This window comes from Lacinutrix sp., from assembly GCF_029238095.1.
GTDB lineage: Bacteria > Bacteroidota > Bacteroidia > Flavobacteriales > Flavobacteriaceae > Lacinutrix.
Map to the genome: position 1 here is coordinate 119410 of NZ_JAQWGS010000025.1, position 20714 is coordinate 140123.

25 protein-coding genes and 1 tRNA gene are annotated in these 20714 nt (G+C 30.8%); 12 read left to right on the forward strand and 14 right to left on the reverse strand.

Going from position 1 to position 20714, the window contains the following annotated elements; translation table 11 throughout:
- The first annotated feature begins 86 nt into the window (after nt 1–86).
- Complete coding sequence (gene priA, locus P8H50_RS07765; RefSeq protein WP_300207453.1) at nt 87–2540, forward strand: primosomal protein N'; 2454 nt, start codon at nt 87–89, stop codon at nt 2538–2540.
- Between the two features lie 80 nt (nt 2541–2620).
- Here the strand turns inward: priA and P8H50_RS07770 are convergent, their stop codons facing one another.
- A complete protein-coding gene (locus P8H50_RS07770) occupies nt 2621–3316 on the reverse strand; it encodes a LytTR family DNA-binding domain-containing protein (RefSeq protein WP_300207455.1) in 696 nt (231 codons plus the stop codon).
- A 210-nt stretch (nt 3317–3526) separates the two neighbouring features.
- Here P8H50_RS07770 and rpsF point away from each other — a divergent pair, with 210 nt between their 5' ends.
- The 5 genes from rpsF to hisS all read left to right on the forward strand — a co-directional run bounded on the left by rpsF (nt 3527) and on the right by hisS (nt 6788).
- A complete protein-coding gene (rpsF, locus tag P8H50_RS07775) occupies nt 3527–3865 on the forward strand; it encodes a 30S ribosomal protein S6 (RefSeq protein WP_300207457.1) in 339 nt (112 codons plus the stop codon).
- Nucleotides 3866–3867: 2 nt separating this feature from the next.
- On the forward strand, nt 3868–4164 hold the full coding sequence (gene rpsR, locus P8H50_RS07780) for a 30S ribosomal protein S18 (protein WP_300207459.1): 297 nt from the start codon (nt 3868–3870) through the stop codon (nt 4162–4164).
- 13 nt (nt 4165–4177) lie between these two features.
- Entirely contained in the window at nt 4178–4627 is a 450-nt protein-coding gene (rplI, locus tag P8H50_RS07785) for a 50S ribosomal protein L9 (RefSeq protein WP_300207461.1), read from the forward strand.
- A gap of 167 nt (nt 4628–4794) precedes the next feature.
- Nucleotides 4795–5262 (forward strand): DUF6495 family protein, encoded by a 468-nt coding sequence (locus P8H50_RS07790; RefSeq protein WP_300207464.1) that lies wholly within the window; start codon nt 4795–4797, stop codon nt 5260–5262.
- A 143-nt stretch (nt 5263–5405) separates the two neighbouring features.
- A complete protein-coding gene (gene hisS / locus P8H50_RS07795) occupies nt 5406–6788 on the forward strand; it encodes a histidine--tRNA ligase (RefSeq protein WP_300207466.1) in 1383 nt (460 codons plus the stop codon).
- A gap of 91 nt (nt 6789–6879) precedes the next feature.
- Here hisS and P8H50_RS07800 read toward each other — a convergent pair.
- Nucleotides 6880–6953 (reverse strand) — tRNA-Met (locus tag P8H50_RS07800).
- A 140-nt stretch (nt 6954–7093) separates the two neighbouring features.
- On the opposite strand from P8H50_RS07800, the gene P8H50_RS07805 reads away from it, so the two are divergent.
- Nucleotides 7094–7480, forward strand: coding sequence for an START-like domain-containing protein (locus P8H50_RS07805; protein ID WP_300207469.1), 387 nt, complete (start codon nt 7094–7096; stop codon nt 7478–7480).
- A gap of 55 nt (nt 7481–7535) precedes the next feature.
- Nucleotides 7536–8378, forward strand: a complete 843-nt coding sequence (locus tag P8H50_RS07810) for an aminotransferase class IV (protein ID WP_300207471.1) — start codon at nt 7536–7538, stop codon at nt 8376–8378.
- Here the strand turns inward: P8H50_RS07810 and P8H50_RS07815 are convergent.
- The 5 genes from P8H50_RS07815 to P8H50_RS07835 all read right to left on the reverse strand — a co-directional run bounded on the left by P8H50_RS07815 (nt 8375) and on the right by P8H50_RS07835 (nt 12935).
- On the reverse strand, nt 8375–8935 hold the full coding sequence (locus P8H50_RS07815; protein WP_300207473.1) for a YqgE/AlgH family protein: 561 nt from the start codon (nt 8933–8935) through the stop codon (nt 8375–8377). The genes P8H50_RS07810 and P8H50_RS07815 overlap by 4 nt on opposite strands.
- Nucleotides 8936–9069: 134 nt before the next feature.
- Complete coding sequence (locus tag P8H50_RS07820) at nt 9070–9342, reverse strand: HU family DNA-binding protein (RefSeq protein ID WP_299890817.1); 273 nt, start codon at nt 9340–9342, stop codon at nt 9070–9072.
- Between the two features lie 193 nt (nt 9343–9535).
- On the reverse strand, nt 9536–10492 hold the full coding sequence (gene fmt / locus P8H50_RS07825; protein WP_300207476.1) for a methionyl-tRNA formyltransferase: 957 nt from the start codon (nt 10490–10492) through the stop codon (nt 9536–9538).
- Nucleotides 10492–12393 carry an ATP-dependent DNA helicase RecQ gene (locus P8H50_RS07830; RefSeq protein WP_300207479.1) on the reverse strand — a complete coding sequence of 634 codons (1902 nt, stop codon included), beginning with the start codon at nt 12391–12393 and terminating at the stop codon, nt 10492–10494. The genes fmt and P8H50_RS07830 overlap by 1 nt, the downstream gene beginning before the upstream one ends.
- A complete protein-coding gene (locus P8H50_RS07835; protein ID WP_300207481.1) occupies nt 12393–12935 on the reverse strand; it encodes an ATP-binding protein in 543 nt (180 codons plus the stop codon). The genes P8H50_RS07830 and P8H50_RS07835 overlap by 1 nt, the downstream gene beginning before the upstream one ends.
- Before the next feature lie 92 nt (nt 12936–13027).
- On the opposite strand from P8H50_RS07835, the gene P8H50_RS07840 reads away from it, so the two are divergent.
- From P8H50_RS07840 to murA, 3 genes are all read left to right on the forward strand, one after another.
- Complete coding sequence (locus P8H50_RS07840; RefSeq protein ID WP_300207484.1) at nt 13028–13321, forward strand: DUF493 family protein; 294 nt, start codon at nt 13028–13030, stop codon at nt 13319–13321.
- Nucleotides 13322–13400: 79 nt separating this feature from the next.
- A complete protein-coding gene (locus P8H50_RS07845) occupies nt 13401–14066 on the forward strand; it encodes a DUF4290 domain-containing protein (RefSeq protein ID WP_300207485.1) in 666 nt (221 codons plus the stop codon).
- A gap of 8 nt (nt 14067–14074) precedes the next feature.
- Nucleotides 14075–15391 carry a UDP-N-acetylglucosamine 1-carboxyvinyltransferase gene (murA, locus tag P8H50_RS07850; protein ID WP_300207488.1) on the forward strand — a complete coding sequence of 439 codons (1317 nt, stop codon included), beginning with the start codon at nt 14075–14077 and terminating at the stop codon, nt 15389–15391.
- A 55-nt stretch (nt 15392–15446) separates the two neighbouring features.
- Here murA and corA read toward each other — a convergent pair whose 3' ends face one another.
- The 7 genes from corA to P8H50_RS07885 form a co-directional block, all read right to left on the reverse strand.
- Nucleotides 15447–16526, reverse strand: a complete 1080-nt coding sequence (corA, locus tag P8H50_RS07855) for a magnesium/cobalt transporter CorA (RefSeq protein WP_300207490.1) — start codon at nt 16524–16526, stop codon at nt 15447–15449.
- A gap of 10 nt (nt 16527–16536) precedes the next feature.
- A complete protein-coding gene (locus P8H50_RS07860) occupies nt 16537–17067 on the reverse strand; it encodes a mechanosensitive ion channel domain-containing protein (protein ID WP_300207493.1) in 531 nt (176 codons plus the stop codon).
- A gap of 31 nt (nt 17068–17098) precedes the next feature.
- Complete coding sequence (locus P8H50_RS07865; protein WP_300207495.1) at nt 17099–17692, reverse strand: Maf family nucleotide pyrophosphatase; 594 nt, start codon at nt 17690–17692, stop codon at nt 17099–17101.
- 2 nt (nt 17693–17694) lie between these two features.
- Nucleotides 17695–18603, reverse strand: a complete 909-nt coding sequence (locus P8H50_RS07870) for a geranylgeranylglycerol-phosphate geranylgeranyltransferase (protein ID WP_300207497.1) — start codon at nt 18601–18603, stop codon at nt 17695–17697.
- Nucleotides 18604–18747: 144 nt separating this feature from the next.
- On the reverse strand, nt 18748–18927 hold the full coding sequence (locus tag P8H50_RS07875; protein WP_300207500.1) for a hypothetical protein: 180 nt from the start codon (nt 18925–18927) through the stop codon (nt 18748–18750).
- Nucleotides 18928–18938: 11 nt separating this feature from the next.
- Nucleotides 18939–19469 carry an HAD family hydrolase gene (locus P8H50_RS07880; RefSeq protein WP_300207502.1) on the reverse strand — a complete coding sequence of 177 codons (531 nt, stop codon included), beginning with the start codon at nt 19467–19469 and terminating at the stop codon, nt 18939–18941.
- The gene (locus P8H50_RS07885; RefSeq protein ID WP_300207505.1) at nt 19456–20217 is read right to left on the reverse strand and encodes a Rossmann-like and DUF2520 domain-containing protein; all 762 of its coding nucleotides are present in this window, start codon (nt 20215–20217) and stop codon (nt 19456–19458) included. The genes P8H50_RS07880 and P8H50_RS07885 overlap by 14 nt, the downstream gene beginning before the upstream one ends.
- A gap of 60 nt (nt 20218–20277) precedes the next feature.
- On the opposite strand from P8H50_RS07885, the gene P8H50_RS07890 reads away from it, so the two are divergent.
- Entirely contained in the window at nt 20278–20682 is a 405-nt protein-coding gene (locus P8H50_RS07890) for a group III truncated hemoglobin (RefSeq protein ID WP_300207508.1), read from the forward strand.
- The last annotated feature ends 32 nt before the right edge of the window (nt 20683–20714 follow it).

Here is a 20714-nt window from a genome sequence, read left to right on the forward strand (position 1 = left end):
TATTTATTTCTCAGTTGGAAGTAAATTAACGAGATATCAATACATCGAATACCAAACACTAAAAATCGAATACTTAATACTAAATTTTGAGTCATTTCATAGACGTTATATTACCAATTCCTTTGGAAAAAATGTTTACTTATAGCATTACCAAAGCCGAATCTCAATTTTTAAAAGTTGGTATGCGTGTATCTGTACCTTTTGGTAAAACCAAAATACACACAGGTTTGGTTGGCGCAATACATAACAATCCGCCTTTAATTTATGAGGCCAAACAAATTCATCAAATTTTAGACGAAAAGCCTATTGTAACCTCAAAACAATTATCTTTTTGGCAATGGATTGCAACTTATTATATGTGTACAATAGGTGAAGTTATGCGTGCAGCTTTACCAAATGCCTTTATTTTAGAAAGTGAAACACTCGTAAGTAGAAACTTAAATAAAGACATAAAAGATACTGATTTAAAAGACGATGAGTATCTGGTTATTGAAGCTTTGCATCATCAATCTACACTAAAAATTCAGGAGATTTCTAATATTTTAAATAAAAAGAATGTGCTTCCTGTTATTAAACGGCTTATCGATAAAGAGGTTATTTTACTTCAGGAAGAAATTTACGATAAATACAAACCCAAATATGTTAGGTATGTAAAATTGCAAGCAGAATATACAAATGAGATTGGATTGCATCAATTGTTAGATGATTTAAGCCGTGCAGAAAAGCAAAGAAAGGTGGTTTTGACCTTATTTTCGATTTCTGCCAAAACAAAAAAGCCAATAAAAGTAAAAACATTAGTAGAAGAGAGCGGAAGCTCTACTGCAATTATAAAAGCTTTAATAGATAAAGATGTTCTAGAAGAATATCATATTCAAACCGACCGTATAGAATATGATGGTGAAGAAAACGAAGCAACCAAAACTTTAAACGAATACCAAACTGAAGCGCTTAAGCAAATAGAAAAGACTTTTAAAACTCAAAATGTAACGTTGTTACATGGTATTACGTCTTCTGGCAAAACAGAGGTTTATGTAAAGCTTATAGAGCAAATTCTAGCCCAAGGAAAACAAGTATTGTATTTGTTGCCTGAAATTGCTTTAACAACACAGTTAGTTACCAGACTTCAAAATTATTTTGGAGAACAAGTTTCTGTTTTTCATAGCAAATACTCAGCTCACGAACGTGTTGAGGTTTATAATCATGTGTTGGGTAATTCCGCGAAAGCGAAAATAATTTTAGGAGCACGTTCGTCTATATTTTTACCATTTCATGATTTAGGATTAATAATAGTAGACGAAGAACACGAACAGTCCTTTAAGCAATTTGATCCAGCGCCTCGTTATCATGCACGTGATGCAGCAGTTGTTTTGGCGCATTTACATCAAGCAAAAACATTGTTAGGTAGTGCAACACCATGCTTAGAAAGTTATAATAATGCAGTAGAAAAAAAATACGGAATAGTAGAAATTAACCGTCGTTATAATAATGTGCAGCCACCAGAAATCGAATTGGTAGATATTGCAGATAAGCACAAAAAGAAACGCATGAAAGGTCATTTTAGCGATAGAATGATTGAAGAAATTACTGATGCTTTAGACCAAGGTCATCAAATTATCTTATTTCAAAACCGAAGAGGTTACTCACCAATTGTAGAGTGTAATACTTGTGGACATTCGCCACAATGTCCTAATTGCGATGTGAGTTTAACCTACCATCAATACAGAAAACAATTGCGTTGTCATTATTGTGGACATAACAATGCCATGTTACAAAAATGTATGGCTTGCGGCATTTCTAATTTAGATACTAAAGGCTTTGGTACAGAGCAAATAGAATCTGAAGCTAAAACATTATTTCCTAAGGCTAATGTTGCACGAATGGATTTAGATACCACACGTGGCAAATACGGATACGAAAAAATAATTACTGCTCTTGAGCAACAAGAAATAGATATTTTAGTTGGTACACAAATGCTTACTAAAGGTTTAGATTTTAGAAACGTTAAGCTTGTTGGTATTATGAATGCTGATAATATGCTAAATTTTCCAGATTTTAGAGCACATGAAAGGAGTTTTCAACTTATGTTGCAAGTTTCTGGTCGAGCAGGAAGAACAAAAAAACGCGGTAAAGTATTAATACAAACTTATAATCCATACCATAAAATTTTACAGCAAGTCTCTACAAACGATTATGTTGGCATGTTTAAAGAGCAACTACAAGAGCGTCGAGATTTTAAATATCCACCTTATTTTAGACTTATAAAAATAACGCTAAAACATAGAGATTATACTAAAGTAGAAACAGCAAGCGAGTGGTTTGCGAAATCATTACGTCAGGTTTTTAAAACAAATGTTTTAGGTCCAGAATTTCCACCTGTTTCTCGAGTTAGAAATCAATATTTAAAAAATATACTTGTAAAAATACCTCAAGCACAATCGTTAGGAAAAACAAAAGATGCAATAAAGAAAATTAATTTTAGTTTTGAGGCTGTACCAGCTTTTAAAGGTGTACGTGTTATATTAAATGTAGATAATTATTAACTGTTTGTTTATATTTAAAACAAAAAAAATCTACCGTTACATGGTAGGATTTTCCAGCTATTAACCAAATGCTAAGTGTGTTAGATGTTGTTTAAAGCATCAACAAGCATGGTTTTTTTATTCCTACTTAAAGGAATTTCATAAGATCCAACTTCAACATTTTTACTGTTAAATCGGTCTACTTTATCTAAATTTACAATGTAAGATTTATGAATCCTTAAAAATTTACCATCAGGTAATTCAGTTTCAAAAGCTTTCATTGTAGATAATACAACTAAAGAAGTGTCTTCTGTTACTAATTTAACATAATCTCCAAGAGCTTCAATCCACTTTATATCCTTAATGTAGACTTTACGTTTTTTAAGATTACTTTTTACAAAAATATGTTCGCCTTCTGTTTCGTTGAAGTCTAATTTTAGTTTGTGTTGTTCTAGAGCTTTGCCAACAGCCTGATTAAAACGTTCTCTCGTAATAGGTTTTTGTAAATAATCTGTAGCGTCGTAATTAAAGGCTTTAAATGCGTATTCTGTTTTTCCTGTTACAAAAATAATTTGAGGCTTGTTATTTAATACATCTAACAGCTGAAAACCATTAAGAACTGGCATTTCTATATCTAAAAAAATAAGGTCTACTTTGTATGTATTCAAACCATTTTTTGCCTCTAGTGCACTACAATATTGAGCTATAAGATTTAGTGCACTATTACTCTCTATCAATTTAACAATTGAAAGTCTTTGAATTGCCGAGTCATCAACAACTACACAATTTAGAGTCATAGGTTATTTGTGTTTAGATAATATTATCGACAATTTTACAAAAAATTCGGATTAAATCCAAAAAACATCGCTTAAACGTAATCTTTAACATTTTGTTATGCACTTAATCGAATGGTTTTTTATGTTTTTAATTTAATTAGAAAAGAATTGTATGTTTTAATAAAAAGACTTATTTTTGCACTCATTTTTAACACAATAAAATAGATTTTTATGAATCATTATGAAACTGTTTTCATCTTAAATCCCGTTTTATCTGAAACTCAGATAAAGGAAACAGTACAGAAGTATGAAGAATTTCTTACTAGTAGAGGAGCAAAGATGGTATCAAAAGAAGATTGGGGCTTAAAGAAGTTAGCTTATCCAATCCAAAACAAAAAAAGTGGCTTTTACCACTTATTTGAGTACACCGTAGATGGTGAACACATTAATCCTTTAGAAGTAGAGTTTAGACGTGATGAGCGTTTTATGCGTTACTTAACTGTAGCTTTAGATAAGCACGCGATTTCGTGGGCAGAAAGAAGAAGAGCTAAACTTAAACAAAAAGCATAATTATGGCATCTATAGAACAACAAGCAAAAGGAAAAAAAGAAGGTGAAATTAGATATTTAACACCTTTAAATATTGACACGAATAAGCAAAAAAAATACTGTCGTTTTAAGAAGTCTGGAATCAAATATGTAGATTATAAAGATGCAGATTGGTTATTAGGTTTTATAAACGAACAAGGTAAAATTTTGCCAAGACGTTTAACAGGAACTTCTTTAAAATACCAAAGAAAAGTATCTGTAGCTGTAAAAAGAGCGCGTCATTTAGCGTTATTACCTTATGTAACAGATTTATTAAAATAAAATTATCATAACAATGGAACTTATATTAAAACAAGACGTTGAAAATTTAGGATTTAAAGACGATGTTGTAACGGTTAAGAACGGTTATGGTAGAAATTTTTTAATTCCTTCTGGTCACGCTGTATTAGCTACATCTTCTGCAAAGAAAGTATTAGCCGAAAACATAAAGCAACGTGCATTTAAAGAAAAGAAAGAAATCGAAGATGCAACTGCAATTGCAGAAGCTATTAAAGGTTTAGAAATTAAAATCGCTTCAAAAACTGGTCAAGGAGACAAGTTATTTGGTTCTGTAAACAATATCAACCTTGCAGAAGCATTAGAAAAAGAAGGTCACGCAATTGATAAAAAATTCATCTCAGTTGTAGGTGGAAATGTAAAACGTTTAGGTAAGTATGATGCTACTGTACGTTTACATAGATCAGTATCAGCAGACATTCAGTTTGAAGTTGTAGCGCAAGCTTAAGATTTTAAATCACATCAAATAAAACCGTTTGGAGCTACTCTAAACGGTTTTTTTAATTTATAAATTTTGCTTTAAAAAAACAGTTTTTTTATAAGAGCAAAAGTTGATTATTTCAATAAACTTGTTTCAAGTAACCATTTGACATTAAAAAAAATAAGAAATACCAAATGAAATATTCTAGACTTACAAAAGAACAATTTGAAGAACTACATCAAGAATTTATTAATTTTTTGGCAACTCAATCTATAACAGTAGACGAGTGGCAAGATATCAAGACAAATAAACCATATGTCGCAGAACAAGAGTTAGATATCTTTAGTGATTTGGTTTGGGAAGGTGTTTTAAACCAAACTAAATATTTAGAGCACATATCTCCAAAAGATATTCATTTGTTTGCACTTAATGAAGACCATATGCACCTTATAGGTATTAAGGTAAAAGAAGACGTAGATTTAACTACTGCAGAAGGTTTTAATTGGTTAAGAGCAAACTTGATGCATGATCATGTAGAGTTTGTTCAAGCAAAAAAAGACTATACTAATGATAAAAATTTAGATAAGTTTACACTCATTCAACAAGGCTCTAATATTACAAAAGGAGAACTGTATCAATATATGTTTAGGCTTATAAATTAACAAATTTTTGAGTAATCAGGAATCTCATTAATTAACTTTCATAATTTATAACTAATCAACTATTTTTGTCATTCATGCGAATCGATAAAGACATAAAAAAATAAGTAATAATTAAAACAAATCCCTTTTTTTAAGGGAATATTATGGAACAAAAACCAAGCATACCAAAAGGAACAAGAGATTTTAATCCAGAGCAAGTTGCTAAACGTAACTATATTTTTAGTACCATAAAAACTTGTTTTGAAACTTTTGGTTTTCAGCCTATAGAAACACCAAGCTTTGAAAATAGCGAAACGCTAATGGGAAAGTATGGTGAAGAAGGTGATCGTTTGATTTTTAAGATTTTAAATAGTGGTGATTTTTTATCAAAAGTAAATAATCAGTTATATGCTGATAAAAACTCTAATAAAATTACTTCTAGTATCTCAGAAAAAGCCTTACGTTACGATTTAACAGTGCCTTTCGCGCGTTACGTTGTTCAACACCAAAACGAAATAGAATTCCCATTTAAACGCTACCAAATGCAACCGGTTTGGAGAGCAGACAGACCACAAAAAGGACGTTTTAGAGAATTCTATCAATGCGATGCAGATGTTGTTGGCAGTGAGAGTTTATGGCAAGAAGTAGAGTTTGTACAATTGTATGATACAGTATTTGATGCATTAGGTTTAAAAGGCACAACCATAAAAATTAACAATCGTAAAATACTTTCTGGTATAGCAGAAGTTATAGGAGCAAGCGATAAGCTTATCGATTTTACAGTTGCATTAGATAAATTAGATAAAATAGGAGAGGAGAAAGTTAAAGAAGAAATGTTGGGTAAAGGTATTCCGCAAAACGGAATAGATAAACTACAGCCATTATTCTCTTTAACTGGAGGTTTCGATTCTCAAATAGAAAGCTTAAAACAGATTTTAAGCACTTCCAAAGAAGGTAAAAAAGGTATTGAAGAATTACAATTTATAAACAATGCGATACAAAGCCTTGGCTTAAAAACATCTACATTACAGTTAGATGTAACACTTGCACGTGGTTTAAACTATTATACAGGAGCCATATTCGAAGTTTCTGCACCAGAAGGTGTTAAAATGGGCTCAATTGGTGGAGGAGGACGATATGCTGATTTAACTGGTATATTTGGTTTAAAAAATGTAAGTGGAGTAGGAATTAGTTTTGGTTTAGATCGCATCTACCTTGTATTAGAAGAATTAGGTTTGTTTCCAGAGACCATAACTAAAAGTACAGAAGTATTATTTATAAATTTTGGAGATAAAGAAGCGCTATTTAGTTTAAAAGCAATAAAATCTTTGCGAGAAGCAGGTGTTAACTCAGAATTATATCCAGATAGAATAACTAATGGTAAGCATATGAAAAAGCAAATGAATTATGCAAACAAGCGCAATATACCATTTGTGGTACTAGTTGGTGAGGAGGAAATGAATAATAGTTTATATACTTTAAAAGATATGAAATCTGGTGAGCAAAAAAAAGTGTCTTTAGATGTTTTAATTTCCTCAGTTAAATAAAGAAATATAGCTAAACTTATTGATTACCAAAAGATTAATTAAGCTTGATAATAAATAAAGTCTAACACGAAGGTGTTAGACTTTTTACTTGTAGCGAGAACGAGAATTGAACTCGTGACCTCCGGGTTATGAATCCGACGCTCTAACCGACTGAGCTACCTCGCCATAATTTTGAGTGTGCAAATATAAAAACAAATTCATAGTGCACAAACATAAAAGTGAATTAAAATTTTTATTTAATTTTTTTTCAAAACTTATTAATTAATGTATATATTGGAGACATAATATATATAGATAACCTACAAATGGACGAAAAAGTAAAATACGAAATGGAGTTTCCCATACATGCCTCACCTTCAATGCTTTATCAGTATATCTCTACACCTTCAGGGTTGTCTGAATGGTATGCAGATAATGTGAATTCTCGAGGAGAGCTTTTTAAGTTTATATGGGATGGAGCAGAGGAACAAGCAAAATTATTGACAAAAAAGAGTGGAGAGCGTATTAAATTTCGTTGGTTAGAAGATGAAGGCGAATCTTATTACTTTGAAATTAGAATTCAAGTAGATGAAATCACTAAAGATGTTTCTATAATGATAACCGATTTTGCAGAAGAAGATGAAATTGAAGAAGGGAAAATGCTTTGGGAAAATCAAATCTCAGATTTGAAACAAGTACTAGGCTCGGTTTAAAAAAAATACATATTTTAAAGTTATATTTGTGCTGAAGAAATTCAGCACTTTTTTTATGATAAATATTAACGGAAATTTTAGCAATAACAGTCAAGTAATAACACCAGAAAACCGAGGTTATAGCTATGGTGATGCTTTATTTGAAACTATTAAGTTTTCTCATGGGAAACTATTGTTTCTAGAAGATCATTATTTTAGGTTAATGGCTTCCATGCGTATTATGCGAATGGAAATACCTATGTTTTTTACAATGGAGTTTTTTGAAGCAGAAATATTTAAAACTATTGAAAAAAACAATTTAACTAATACATCAGCTAGAGTTAAGATTCAAGTGCATAGAAATAGTGGTGGTTTATATTTGCCAACAAATAAAGAGGTTACATTTATAATATCTGCGAAAGCTTTAGATACAGATTTTTACTTATTAAGTGAAGAGTCTTATGAAGTAGATTTATTTAAAGATTTTTACGTAGCTCCAGGATTATTGTCTACATTAAAAACCAATAACAAAGCTATAAATGTAATAGGAAGTATTTTTGCTAAAGAAAACGATTTAGATAATTGCTTGTTATTAAACACAAGTAAGAGTGTAGTGGAAGCTTTAAATGGAACTATTTTTCTTGTAAAAGGTTCTGTAATTAAAACACCACCTTTGGCAGATGGTTGTTTAAAAGGCATTATGAGACAACAAATTATTAATGTAATAGAATTATTGCCAGATTTTACTTTAGAAGAAACTTCTATTTCGCCTTTCGAACTTCAAAAAGCAGACGAGCTTTTTATTACTAATGTTATTCAAGGCATACAGCCCATTACAAAGTATAGAAAAAAGACTTTTGCTACAGAAGTAAGTAAAATGTTACTTCAAAAAGTAAATGTAAAAATTAGATTAGGTTAGTTATAACTTGGATTTTCTGGAGCATTTGACCAAATACTATAATTACCGCCTAATTCTAACATTTTTTCTTTCCAGAAAAACTCATAGTCTTTTTCTATTATAGATTTTTTATAACTGTTTTTTGTAACTACCCACGAGTTAGATTTTAATTCTTCTTCCAATTGGTTTAATTCCCATCCAGAGTAGCCTAAAAAGAATTTTATTTCTTTTTCGTTTATTTTGTTATCTACAATAAGTTTAGAAACTTCACTAAAATCACCTCCCCAAAAAATACCTAAAGAAATCTCTATGCTATTTGGTATAAGTTCTGGAACTTTATGAATAAAATATAGATTGTCTTGTTCAACAGGTCCACCATTATAAACTTTAAAAGGAGCTTCAATTTCTGGAATTAAATCGCTAATAGTAAAGTCTAGAGGCTTATTAAGTATAAAACCTATAGAACCTTCTTTGGTGTGATCTGTTAATAATACAATAGAACGATTAAAAGATAAATCGCCAATTATTGATGGTTCTGCGACTAACAAATCTCCTTTTGTTGGCTTGGTTAAAATCATATAAAAGAGAAATTTATAAAATAAATGTAAACTTTATTTATTTAAAAAACAATAATTTTAGTGCTTTATAATAGTCATAAAACTAAAAAAACCTTCTTAGTAGAAGGCTTTTTGTAAGTTATAATGGAGTAAAATTAGTTTACTGCACTAGCTAAATCAGATCCAGCTTTAAACTTAACAACATTTTTAGCTTTGATTTTGATAGTCTTTCCTGTTTGAGGGTTTCTTCCGTCTCTTGCAGCTCTTTTTGAAACTGACCAAGAACCAAATCCTACTAATGAAACTCTGTCACCTTTTTGTAAAGCGCCTTCAATTTCAATTAACGCACACTCTAAAGCTTTCTTAGAAGCTGCTTTAGTAATTCCTGCGTGTTCTGCCATTGCATCGATTAAATCTGTTTTGTTCATAATTTTAATTTTAAATATTAATAAATAGTTGGTAAACAATATTTTTGTTATATCCTCCTCCAAATTAATACGGATTATGCTACTATGCAAGTAATAGCAAGGGAAATACCTTATTTTGTTGATAACTTAAAGCATTTGTTAATAAAGATGCTCATTTTTTGTGTTTTTTAAATTTTATAGTATACATAAGGGCTTAGAGCATTTTAGCTTCAGTTTTAAAGGTGTAACCATTTAAAAGTGATTTTATATCCATTGTTCGCTTTCCTGGAAGTTTAATATCTAATATGTTAATGTAACCTTCTTTTACAGCAACTTTTACTTCTTTTTTAGTAGAAATAATAGTTCCTGAATTAAAATTATGGTCAATAATTTCTTTTTCAGCAGTATAAATTTTCACATCTAACAAATCTTCGCCATTAATAAGCTGGCACCAAGCAGCAGGATAAGGACTTAAACCGCGTATTTTATTATAAATAATATTAATAGAAGCTGTCCAATCTATTTTGCAATTGTCTTTATTTAATTTAAAGGCAGTTCTAGAAATGGCATCTTCTGGCTGTGGAGTGGTCTGTACTGTGTCTCTAGCTATCGCTTTTACTGTTTTTAATACAAGATTGCTTCCTAAGCACATTAGTTTATCGTGAAGGCTTCCAGCAGTCTCGTTTGGCTCAATAGCTATTTCATCTTGAAAAATCATTTCTCCTGTGTCTATTTTTTCATCTATAAAAAAAGTCGAGACACCAGTTTTGGTCTCTCCATTTATAATAGCCCAATTAATAGGTGCTGCTCCTCGATAATTTGGTAGCAAAGAAGCATGTAAATTAAAAGTGCCAAGATCTGGCATTTGCCACACTACTTTTGGTAACATTCTAAAAGCTACTATAATTTGTAAATTAGCATTTAAGCTTTTTAACTCTTCTAAAAAGGCTTCGCTTTTTAAATTAGTAGGTTGTAAAATAGTAAGTCCTTTTGTCTCTGCATATTCTTTAATAGCGCTTTTATTTAATTTTCTGCCTCGACCAGCAGGTTTGTCTGGAGCAGTAATAACACCTACAATGTTATATTCTTGTTCTATTAAGGTATCTAAAATGGTTACAGCAAATTCTGGTGTTCCCATAAAAACAATTCTTAAGTCTCTTTTTTTAGTCATTATATATGTGCTAATTTGTAAGTATTAGTATCTGTAACACTAATAATATTATGTTCTAGTAATTCTCTTAATTGTGCATTAATATTTTCTTCGGAAAAAGGAAGTTGTTTAAATAAAGCTCTCGAAGTGAGTTCACCGTGTTCTAAAGCTTGAATAATTTCTTTCTTAATAGCTCCAGAATCTAACTTTTTTGATGGTTTCCTAGTTATACAAACCGAACAAACACCACAATCTGAAATTTCAGTTTCTTCAAAGTAAGATAATAGCTGTACACTTTTACAAATGTCGTTATTATTAGAGTACTCTAAAACTGAAAGCACCTGTTTTTGCTTAAGTGCATTTTGCTGTTTAATAACTTTAGAAATCCTGTTTATTGTTTTATCGTCTTCACGAGGCATTAAATAGGTGATTTGCGCATCGGTTTTAGAATATTTTAACGTTATTATTTCGGCTTTTTCTAATCTTGTTAAAACTTTAATTATTTTATCTTCATTTGTATTGGCTTTTTCAGCCATTAGTGTTGTGTTTATTTTAGTTTCCTGCTCGAAAGCACCACCATAAGTTCGTAAAATAGATTTTACAATAATGCTAATATCTGGATGAGTTTCTAAGTAGCTAAAGAGTGCGTTATTAGTAACAGTAAATAATACTGTTGTTCGGTTGTTAAACTGCTTAGATAATGTTATAATACTTGTTCTGTCTAATAAAAGTATGGCATTATATGCTAGTAATGTATTAAAACCATAAGTTTTACAAAATTTATTAAAATTAAAATCGAAGGTTTGCTCTTGTCCTTCTCCATAAGGCACTTGAAAATAACTACTTAGTTTTCTATAGACTAATTTAATGAAATCGACATTTGGTAATACTTTTAAAAACTGATTTTCAACTAATAAATCATCGCTTTTATTTTTTAATATTACTGCATAGGCTTTGTTTCCGTCTCGACCTGCTCGTCCTGCTTCTTGAAAATAGCTTTCTAAACTCTCTGGTAAGTTTAAATGGATTACTGTTTTTACATCAGGCTTATCAATGCCCATTCCAAAAGCGTTTGTGGCAACCATAACTTGCTTTTGGTTGTTCATCCAGCTTTCAATAGCTTTATCCTTTTCGGTATTGCTCAAACCACCATGATAATAAGTCGCTGTAAAGCCACTATTTTCAAGAAAATTTGAAATGTCTTGAGTTGCTTTTCTATTGCGAACATAAACAATGGAACTAGCCTTATTTTTTGTTAAAATAGCTTTTAGCCTAAAACGTTTATCGTCTTCGGCAAAAGTCATATAAGCCAAATTAGGTCTTAAAAAAGATTGTTTAAAGACTTTTGGATTAATAAAATCTAATGCTCTAATTATATCGTCAACTACATTTGGTGTTGCAGTTGCTGTTAAAGCGATAATGTTTACTGTAGGTTGTAGTTGTCTAAGTTTAATAATATTATTGTAACTTGGTCTAAAGTCGTTTCCCCATTGGCTAATACAATGTGCTTCGTCTACAGCAATTAAGTTAACGTTCATTTGTCTTATGCGATCTTGAACAATATCTTGTTGTAAGCGTTCTGGAGAAAGGTAAAGAAATTTGTAGTTGCCATAAATACAATTGTCTAGTCGTGTATCTAGTTCTTTGTAAGATATTCCACTAGTTAACGCCATAGCTTTAATGCCTTTGTTTTGTAGCGCCTGTACTTGGTCTTTCATAAGTGCAATTAAAGGCGAAATAACAATACAAATACCCTCTTTTACAAGTGCAGGAACTTGAAAACAAACCGATTTTCCTCCACCTGTTGGCAACAATGCAAAGGTGTCTTCTCCTTCTAAAACCGAATTAATAATGTCTTCTTGAAGCGGTCTAAATGAAGTAAAAGTCCAATAACGTTCTAATATGTTAATGGGATGGTTCACTAAAGTGCTTTTACAACATCAATTATATAATCTGCTCTAGCTTCGATAGAACCAAATGGTACATCTCTTAAATTGTAGCCATATTTTGTATAAGTTTCTAAAAGTTTTTCATGGATTTCTTGGGCTTGGTCAAAGTTTTCGTAGCGTTCATTATCATTAGTAAAAATATCTTGCCAAGGTGCTAAAATAAATACAGAATCGTATTTGTGTTTTTTACAAGCAATAGTAAAAAAGTCTGGATAAGTATCACCTTTAAAGTCCATATAAGCTTGAATATCTGGAATACCTCTGTCTAGAAAAACAAATTCGTTATCACTCTCTAAGGCTTCATTAAATTGCTCTATCCTTCCTTCTAAAAGCGTTTCGCTAAATTGTAAAGGATTGGTAAGAAATAATTGCTCTATTCCTCGTTCTCTAGCTTTTAAGATAACTTCTCTTGATATTTCTTCAGAACAAGTAAAACCTCTTTTTGTTAAGGCTTTAATTATAGAAGTTTTTCCACTTCCAGGACCTCCAGTAATGACTATTGTTTTAGTATTCAATTATGGTATGATTTTAGTTGTAAAATTCGGAATAAAAAAGGTATAAAAAAAATGCAAAGGATAACTTATATTTGCAACCTATAATAAGACTTATGAGCAAAGAACAGAATCAAGACGAATTTTACGCAAAACTAAAAGACCAATTACTAGATACTACGCTTTGGCCTTCAGAATATTTATACAAATTTATAGTAAAGACTAATGCTGAAAAAATTGAAAAAATTGAAGCTATTTTTAACTATTTAGGAGCTGTAATTAATACTAAAGAGTCTAGCAATGCTAAATATACGAGTATATCTATTAATGTAAGAATGAAAAACCCAGATGCTGTTATAGCAAAATACATTGAAGTGTCTGAAAAAATTCAAGGCGTAATTTCTTTATAATTATTACGTTATACATAAACATTTTTGTATTTTGCGAAAGCATAGATACTACAATACAATCCACTAATCCAAGACAATTTTGAATTTAATAGACGATATAGAATACAATACAGAGCGTGAACATTTAATTATTCCAGAATATGGAAGACACGTTCAAAAAATGGTAAATTTCGCCAAATCAAGAGAAATAAAAGAAGAACGCAATAAAGTTTCTAAAGCTATTATTGCTGTAATGGGTAATTTACAGCCTCATTTAAGAGATGTTCCAGATTTTCAGCACAAGCTGTGGGACCAGCTGTTTATAATGTCTAAATTTGACTTAGATGTGGATTCTCCTTATCCAAAACCTTTAAAAGAAGTTCTTGAAGAACGTCCAGAAACTTTAGAGTATCCTCAAAATTTTCCTAAATATCGTTTTTATGGAAATAATATTAAAACCATGATTGATGTGGCTGTGTCTTGGGAAGATGGAGATTTAAAAGAAGCTTTAACGTATACTATTGCCAACCACATGAAAAAGTGTTTCTTGAATTGGAATAAAGATACTGTTGAAGATGATGTGATTTTTAATCATTTGTTTGAATTATCCGATGGTAAGATTAATTTAAAAGGTTCTAGAGAAGCGCTCGTAGATTCTGTAAGTTTATTAAAAACTACTTCAAAAAAGAAATATACAAATACGTCGTCTAAAAAAGGGCATCAAAAGAAAAATAACAACTCTAGTAGAGGTAAAAAGCGATATTAAGATAGCAAATGGGTACATTTATAATTGAAGGTGGTCACCAACTTAAAGGAGACATCCAGCCTCAAGGCGCAAAAAACGAAGCTTTACAAATATTATGTGCAGTGTTGCTTACTCCAGAAGTAGTAACCATCAATAATATTCCAGATATTATAGATATTAATAAGCTTATTGCTTTACTTAAAAATATTGGTGTTAAAGTTGCAAAACTTGGAGAAGGTTCTTATTCTTTTCAAGCAGACGCTATTAATTTAGACTATTTACAATCTGCCGAATTTAAAAAAGATGGTAGTGGATTAAGAGGTTCTATAATGATGGTTGGACCATTATTAGCGCGTTTTGGTCAAGGTTATATACCAAAACCAGGAGGAGATAAAATAGGTCGTCGTCGTTTAGACACCCATTTTGAAGGTTTTATAAATTTAGGTGCCAAGTTTAGATATAACAGAGCAGAACATTTTTATGGTGTTGAAGCAGATAGGTTAGTAGGTACAGACATGCTTCTTGATGAAGCTTCTGTAACAGGAACTGCAAATATTGTAATGGCTGCTGTTTTAGCAGAAGGTACTACAACTATTTATAATGCAGCTTGCGAGCCTTATTTACAACAGTTATGCAAGATGCTAAATAGAATGGGAGCTAAGATTACTGGTGTTGGTTCTAATTTATTAACCATTGAAGGTGTTGACGCTTTAGGAGGAACAGACCATACCATGCTTCCAGACATGATTGAAATTGGAAGTTGGATAGGTTTAGCAGCCATGACAAAAAGTGAATTGACCATTAAAAATGTAAGTTGGGACGATTTAGGACAAATACCAAATGTATTTGCCAAATTAGGAATTACTTTAGAAAGAAGAGGAGACGATATATACATACCTGCTCATAAAGACGGTTACGAAATACAAAACTACATCGATGGTTCCATTTTAACAGTTGCAGATGCTCCATGGCCAGGTTTTACACCAGATTTATTAAGTATTGTCTTAGTTATAGCAACCCAAGCTAGAGGAGAAGTATTAATACATCAAAAAATGTTTGAAAGTCGTTTGTTTTTTACAGATAAATTGATTGATATGGGAGCAAAAATTATTCTTTGCGATCCACATAGAGCAACAGTAATGGGACACGATTTTAAATCGCAACTTAAAGCCACAACTATGGTGTCTCCAGATATTAGAGCTGGAATTTCATTACTAATTGCTGCTTTATCTGCAAAAGGAACCTCTACTATTCATAATATCGAGCAGATAGATCGTGGTTACCAACATATTGTAGAACGTTTACAAAAAATTGGAGCAAAGATAACTAGGGTTGAAGGGAATTAATATTATGAAAAAAGACTTCAGTTTTAATGAAGCTTTTTTATTTAAAAATATTTTGTCAGAGCCACTTCTTCCGCTTAAAATAATACAACATACCTAAGAAAATAACAATCATTATTATCCAAAGAATATGGTAACTGTATTTGTAATGCAGTTCTGGAATATTATCAAAATTCATCCCATAAATACCAGCAATGAAGGTTAATGGTATAAATATAGTAGCAATAATGGTTAGTACTTTCATGACTTCGTTCATGCGATTACTAATAGTCGTCATATACATATCCATTAAACCCCAAATCATTTCGCGATAAATATCTATGGTATCTGAAACCTGAATAATATGGTCGTAAACATCTGCAAAATAATGTAAGGTCTTATCGCTAATAAGTTTGTTTTCACTTTTTTCTATGCGACTTATAATTTCACGAAGTGGAAAAATAGCGCGACGCACTTTTAAAACTTCACGTTTTAGACTTTGAATTTCTGTACTAATTTCATCTTTTGTTAAACCTTCGAATAAACTATCTTCAAGATCTTCAATTTTATTACCCATGGTTTCTATAATAGCGTAATAATGGTCTACTACAGAATCTATTAAAGCATATAATAAATAGTCTGATCCTAATCCTCTTACACGACCTTTTCCTTGACGAATACGTTCTCTTAATGCATCAAAAACATCGCCTTCTGCTTCTTGTAATGACAATACATAGTTTTTTCCTAAAATAAAACTAACTTGTTCTGAGACTATTTTTTCGTCTTCATCATAATACATCATTTTTAAAACTAAAAAAATATAGTCGTCATACTCATCAATTTTAGGACGTTGATTGGTACTTACTATATCTTCTAAAACTAATGGATGTAAATTGTAATGTTTTCCTAGTTTTTCAATTTCATTTATTTGGTTTAAACCATTAAGGTTAACCCAAGTTATAGAATTTGTAGATTTATAACCAAAAATTTCTTCAACGGTTTTTAATTCTTTTTCAGTAAAAAAATCGTTACTATAATCAAAAGATTCTATAAATAACCTTGTGTGTTCTTTTGTTCCAGTATATATTAATGTTCCAGGAACTTGTCCAACTTGTTTTTTATAATTTTGTGTTCGTTTTTTTGGTTTTCTCTTAGCCATGAATACATTATTAGTTGAAATCGCTAAAATCTTCTATGGCATCTTTCTCGACTAAAGTTACGGCTTTTTGAAGAATTAAATTATTTGGGTAGGTTACTAAATCTCCAGAATCTTCTCTAAGATGTAATTGGAAAGCTCGAATATCCTCAATAACAGCTACTATTGGATAGTCTTTATCGTGAATTTTAATTTTATCGCCTACTTTGTAAGGAAATGAAAAGAACATAATAACACCAGAAGTAACATTGCTTAATATAGACCAAATAGCAAATAAAGCCACGCCAATAACTGCAAAAACAGATGAGAAGACTACAGAAATATTATCGTATTCTGCACCAAATATAAAGGCTTCAACAAACAGAAATATTAAAAATAAAGTAACGGTGTAATATCTTGAAATAAGTTTAATTCTTGCATCGTTGATAGTGCTTTTTTGACCGATTTTTCTAATAGCTATTTTGCCTATTATTCTTATAATAATAAATATAACTACTACAATAGCAGTGTTTATAAGTTCTGGTTGGTACGTTTTTAAAAACATTGGTTATTTAAATTTATACAAAGGTATTATATTAATAATCGTCTGCTATAGTATTTAGAGTCTTGTATAATAAATGTGTTGGTAAACCCATAACATTAAAATAAGAACCTTCTATACCTATAACGCCTATTTGACCAATCCATTCTTGAATACCATAAGCACCTGCTTTATCTAATGGCGAACAGGTATTTATATAATACCATATTTCTTCGTCTGTAAAGGCTTTAAAGGTAACTTTTGTAACAGCATTTACTGTTTTTTGAAAGATTTTTGTACGTACACAAATAGACGTAATCACTTCGTGAGTAGCATTGCTTAAAGATTTAAGCATTGCAAAAGCTTCATCTTTATTTCTTGGTTTACCCAATGCATAACTATTATGCCATACAATGGTGTCACTAGTTACCAATATATCGTTCTCTTTTAATTCTTCGACATAAGGTAACGATTTTAATTGCGCGAGATAGTCGCTAATTTCATAATGCAATAGCTTTTTAGGATACTCTTCTTTAATGTCTTTTAATCGAATTTCAAAATCTAAGCCTAAATTCCTGAAAAATTGCTGACGCCTTGGAGAACCAGAAGCTAAAATAATGTGTTTGTTTTTTAGTTTTTCGTTTAACATTATTATAGAATTATTCTGTAAAGTACCATGGATAACATTCCAGAGACCATTACCAGTTTAAGCATTAAACTAATGTGTTTAAAGTGCGCATTGTTTTCTGCACTGTAAAGTTTTATGGTAATATAAATAAGCGGACCCACAACTGCAATTAAATAATAAGCAACTGCTACTTCATGCATGTATAAAAATGTAGTGATATAGTACAGAATGATTAGAATTGTAATTATGGTTAATACCATAGTTATTTTACTGGTTCTAGTTTTTCCAAAGAGAATAGGTAAAGTTTGCATACCTGCTTTGTGATCTCCATCCACATCTTGAATATCTTTTACTATTTCACGTATAAAATTGATTAAAAACGCAAAAATTCCAAAATCGGTTAAAATTTCAAGCATTGTGGTTTGTACATTTTCATTTTCAATGGTTATTACAGGAATAAGTTCAAAAATGCCAACAATTAACAAGCTTAAAGCTACTAAAATAGAGACCACAATATTTCCAGCAACTGCAATTTGTTTTAAATAAGAAGCATAAACGTAAAGTAAAGCAGAGATGATAACAAACAGGCCAAAAAATGGAGGTCTACCAACAGCATGAGACAAATAAAAGCCTAAACAAACACCTGTAATAGTAAATAAAAAATAGAGTTTGTTGGCTTTATTTTCTGTAATACTTTTTCCAATAATTACTTTGCTAGGTTTGTTAATAGCATCTGTTTCTATATCGTAAATATCATTTATAACATAACCACCAGCAGCAATAAAAACCGTTGCAAGTATTAAAACAAAGAAGTCTATGGTGTTTAATGTAGTTTCCATAGCAAAAGCTGGAAATAATGCGTATTTAATTAATAGTTGCACGATTGCAATCATTAATAAGTTTTTCCAGCGGATGATATTAAGTAGATTCAAAATTTAGTTGTATTTATTGAGAACACTTTGTATTAATGCTATAATTAAATAAAGTGTAGGAATTAAAATTGCAATTGAAATAATTAGTGTTAAAATGTTTTTGCTTCTGTGTTGAGCACGTATTTCTTTTTTAATATTTGCACGTTAACTACCAGTTAGTTCTTTATTTAAATAGTCTAATTTATAATTTTTTAGGCTAGTTCTGTTAAGTTGAGATTTAATTTTTGAAAACACTTTATTTGGTTTTCTATTAAAAACCGATGTGTTATTTCCAGCTCCAATGTAACTAAACCCAGTTTTATGTCTTCTCTTGTTTCTATTCAAATTATAAACTGCTATATCGAAGCATCATAATTACTATTCCAGTCGTTTTTAACTTTTAGAACTTGTTCTATGACATCGCGAACACAACCTTTACCTCCTTTTTTATGTGAAATATATTTAGAAATACGCTTAACTTCTTGAACTGCATCTTGAGGACAAGTAGCAAGACCAATGTTTTGCATCACTGGAATATCTGGAATATCGTCTCCCATATATAACACGTTTTCAGATTTTATATTTTTTTTCTTTATGTATTTTTTATAAGGTACAAGCTTGTCGTGAGCGCCTAAAAAAATATCTTCAAAGCCTAAATTTTCAAGTCTTTTTTTCACTCCTTCGTTCGTGCCTCCAGAAATAACACAAACATTATAACCTTTGTTTAATGCCTGCTTTAGTGCATAACCATCTTTTACGTTCATGGTTCTTAACATGTCGCCAGATGTCGTTATTGTTAGTGAGCCATCTGTTAAAACGCCATCTACATCAAAAATAAAAGTAGTTATGTTTTCTAGATATTCTTTATAGCTTTTATCGTATGCCATGTGTTTTTTTTATAGATTTAGTAAGTAACTCATAAACAGCTTTATGTTGTTCGTTTTCCAGTTGTTTTAAATGTCTTTTTATGGTTTTTTTATCATTACGCAGTACTGGACCTGTTTGTGCTAAGTAAGGAGAAAGCGATTCAATTTTATGAGCAGTTTCTTTAATTAATGGTTTTAAAATATCGAATTCTGCACCATTCATTTCTGTTATTTCATGAGCCATTCGGTATAACTGATTGGTAAAATTATTGACAAAAACAGCAGCTAAATGTAAGGCTTGGCGTTGGTCGCTATTAACTTTATGGCTTATGCTACCAATAGCTTCTGCCAATTGTTTTAAAATAGGCAAATCCTTTTTATTTAAGGCTTCAATACAAATTGGAACATTTTTAAAATCTAAATCAGCAGCTTTAGAAAACGTTTGTAATGGATAAAATACACCACGCTTTTGTTTCATATCTACTGCATATAAACTAGTACTACCAGAAGTATGTACAACCAATCTATTTTCGAATGGTAATTGTTTAGATAGCGTTTCAATAGCATCATCACTTACGGCAAGAATATAGATATCTGCTTTTACTAATGTAGATAAATTATCGGTTACTAAAACTTGAGCCTTATACTTATCGATAGTCTTTAAACTACGATTATACCATTGTTTTACTTCAATTTTTTCTGAAGCAAAAAAGGCTTTAAATAAGTGTGAGGCAACATTTCCTGCGCCTAATAATACAACTGAAATCATGCTGCTAAAATAACCAACCAAAAGCTGAAATAAAAGCGGTTTCTACTATCTTTGTAAACAATGCAAAAAAAAGATATAAATACTCGAGAAGATGTAGCGCAATTGGTAGATCTCTTTTACATAAAAGTAAGACAAGACACTACTTTAGGTCCTGTGTTTAACAATACTATAACAGATTGGCCTACACACCTTAATCATTTAACAACCTTTTGGGAGTCTAGTTTGTTTTTTTCTAGAAAGCTGGAGCATAAATATAGTGGCAATCCACTTGAAGTTCATGTAAAAGTAGACCAAGAACATAATAAAAGTATAACAGAGTTACATTTTGGGATTTGGTTAAACCTTTGGTTTCAAACCATAGATGAGTTGTTTATGGGTGAAGTTGCAGATAATGCCAAACGTCGCGCTCGAAAAATGGGAACATTTTTATACCTTAAAATCTTTGAAGTAAGACAGAAAAATTAAGCATAACTTTAACAGTTTTTCATGTTTTGGTT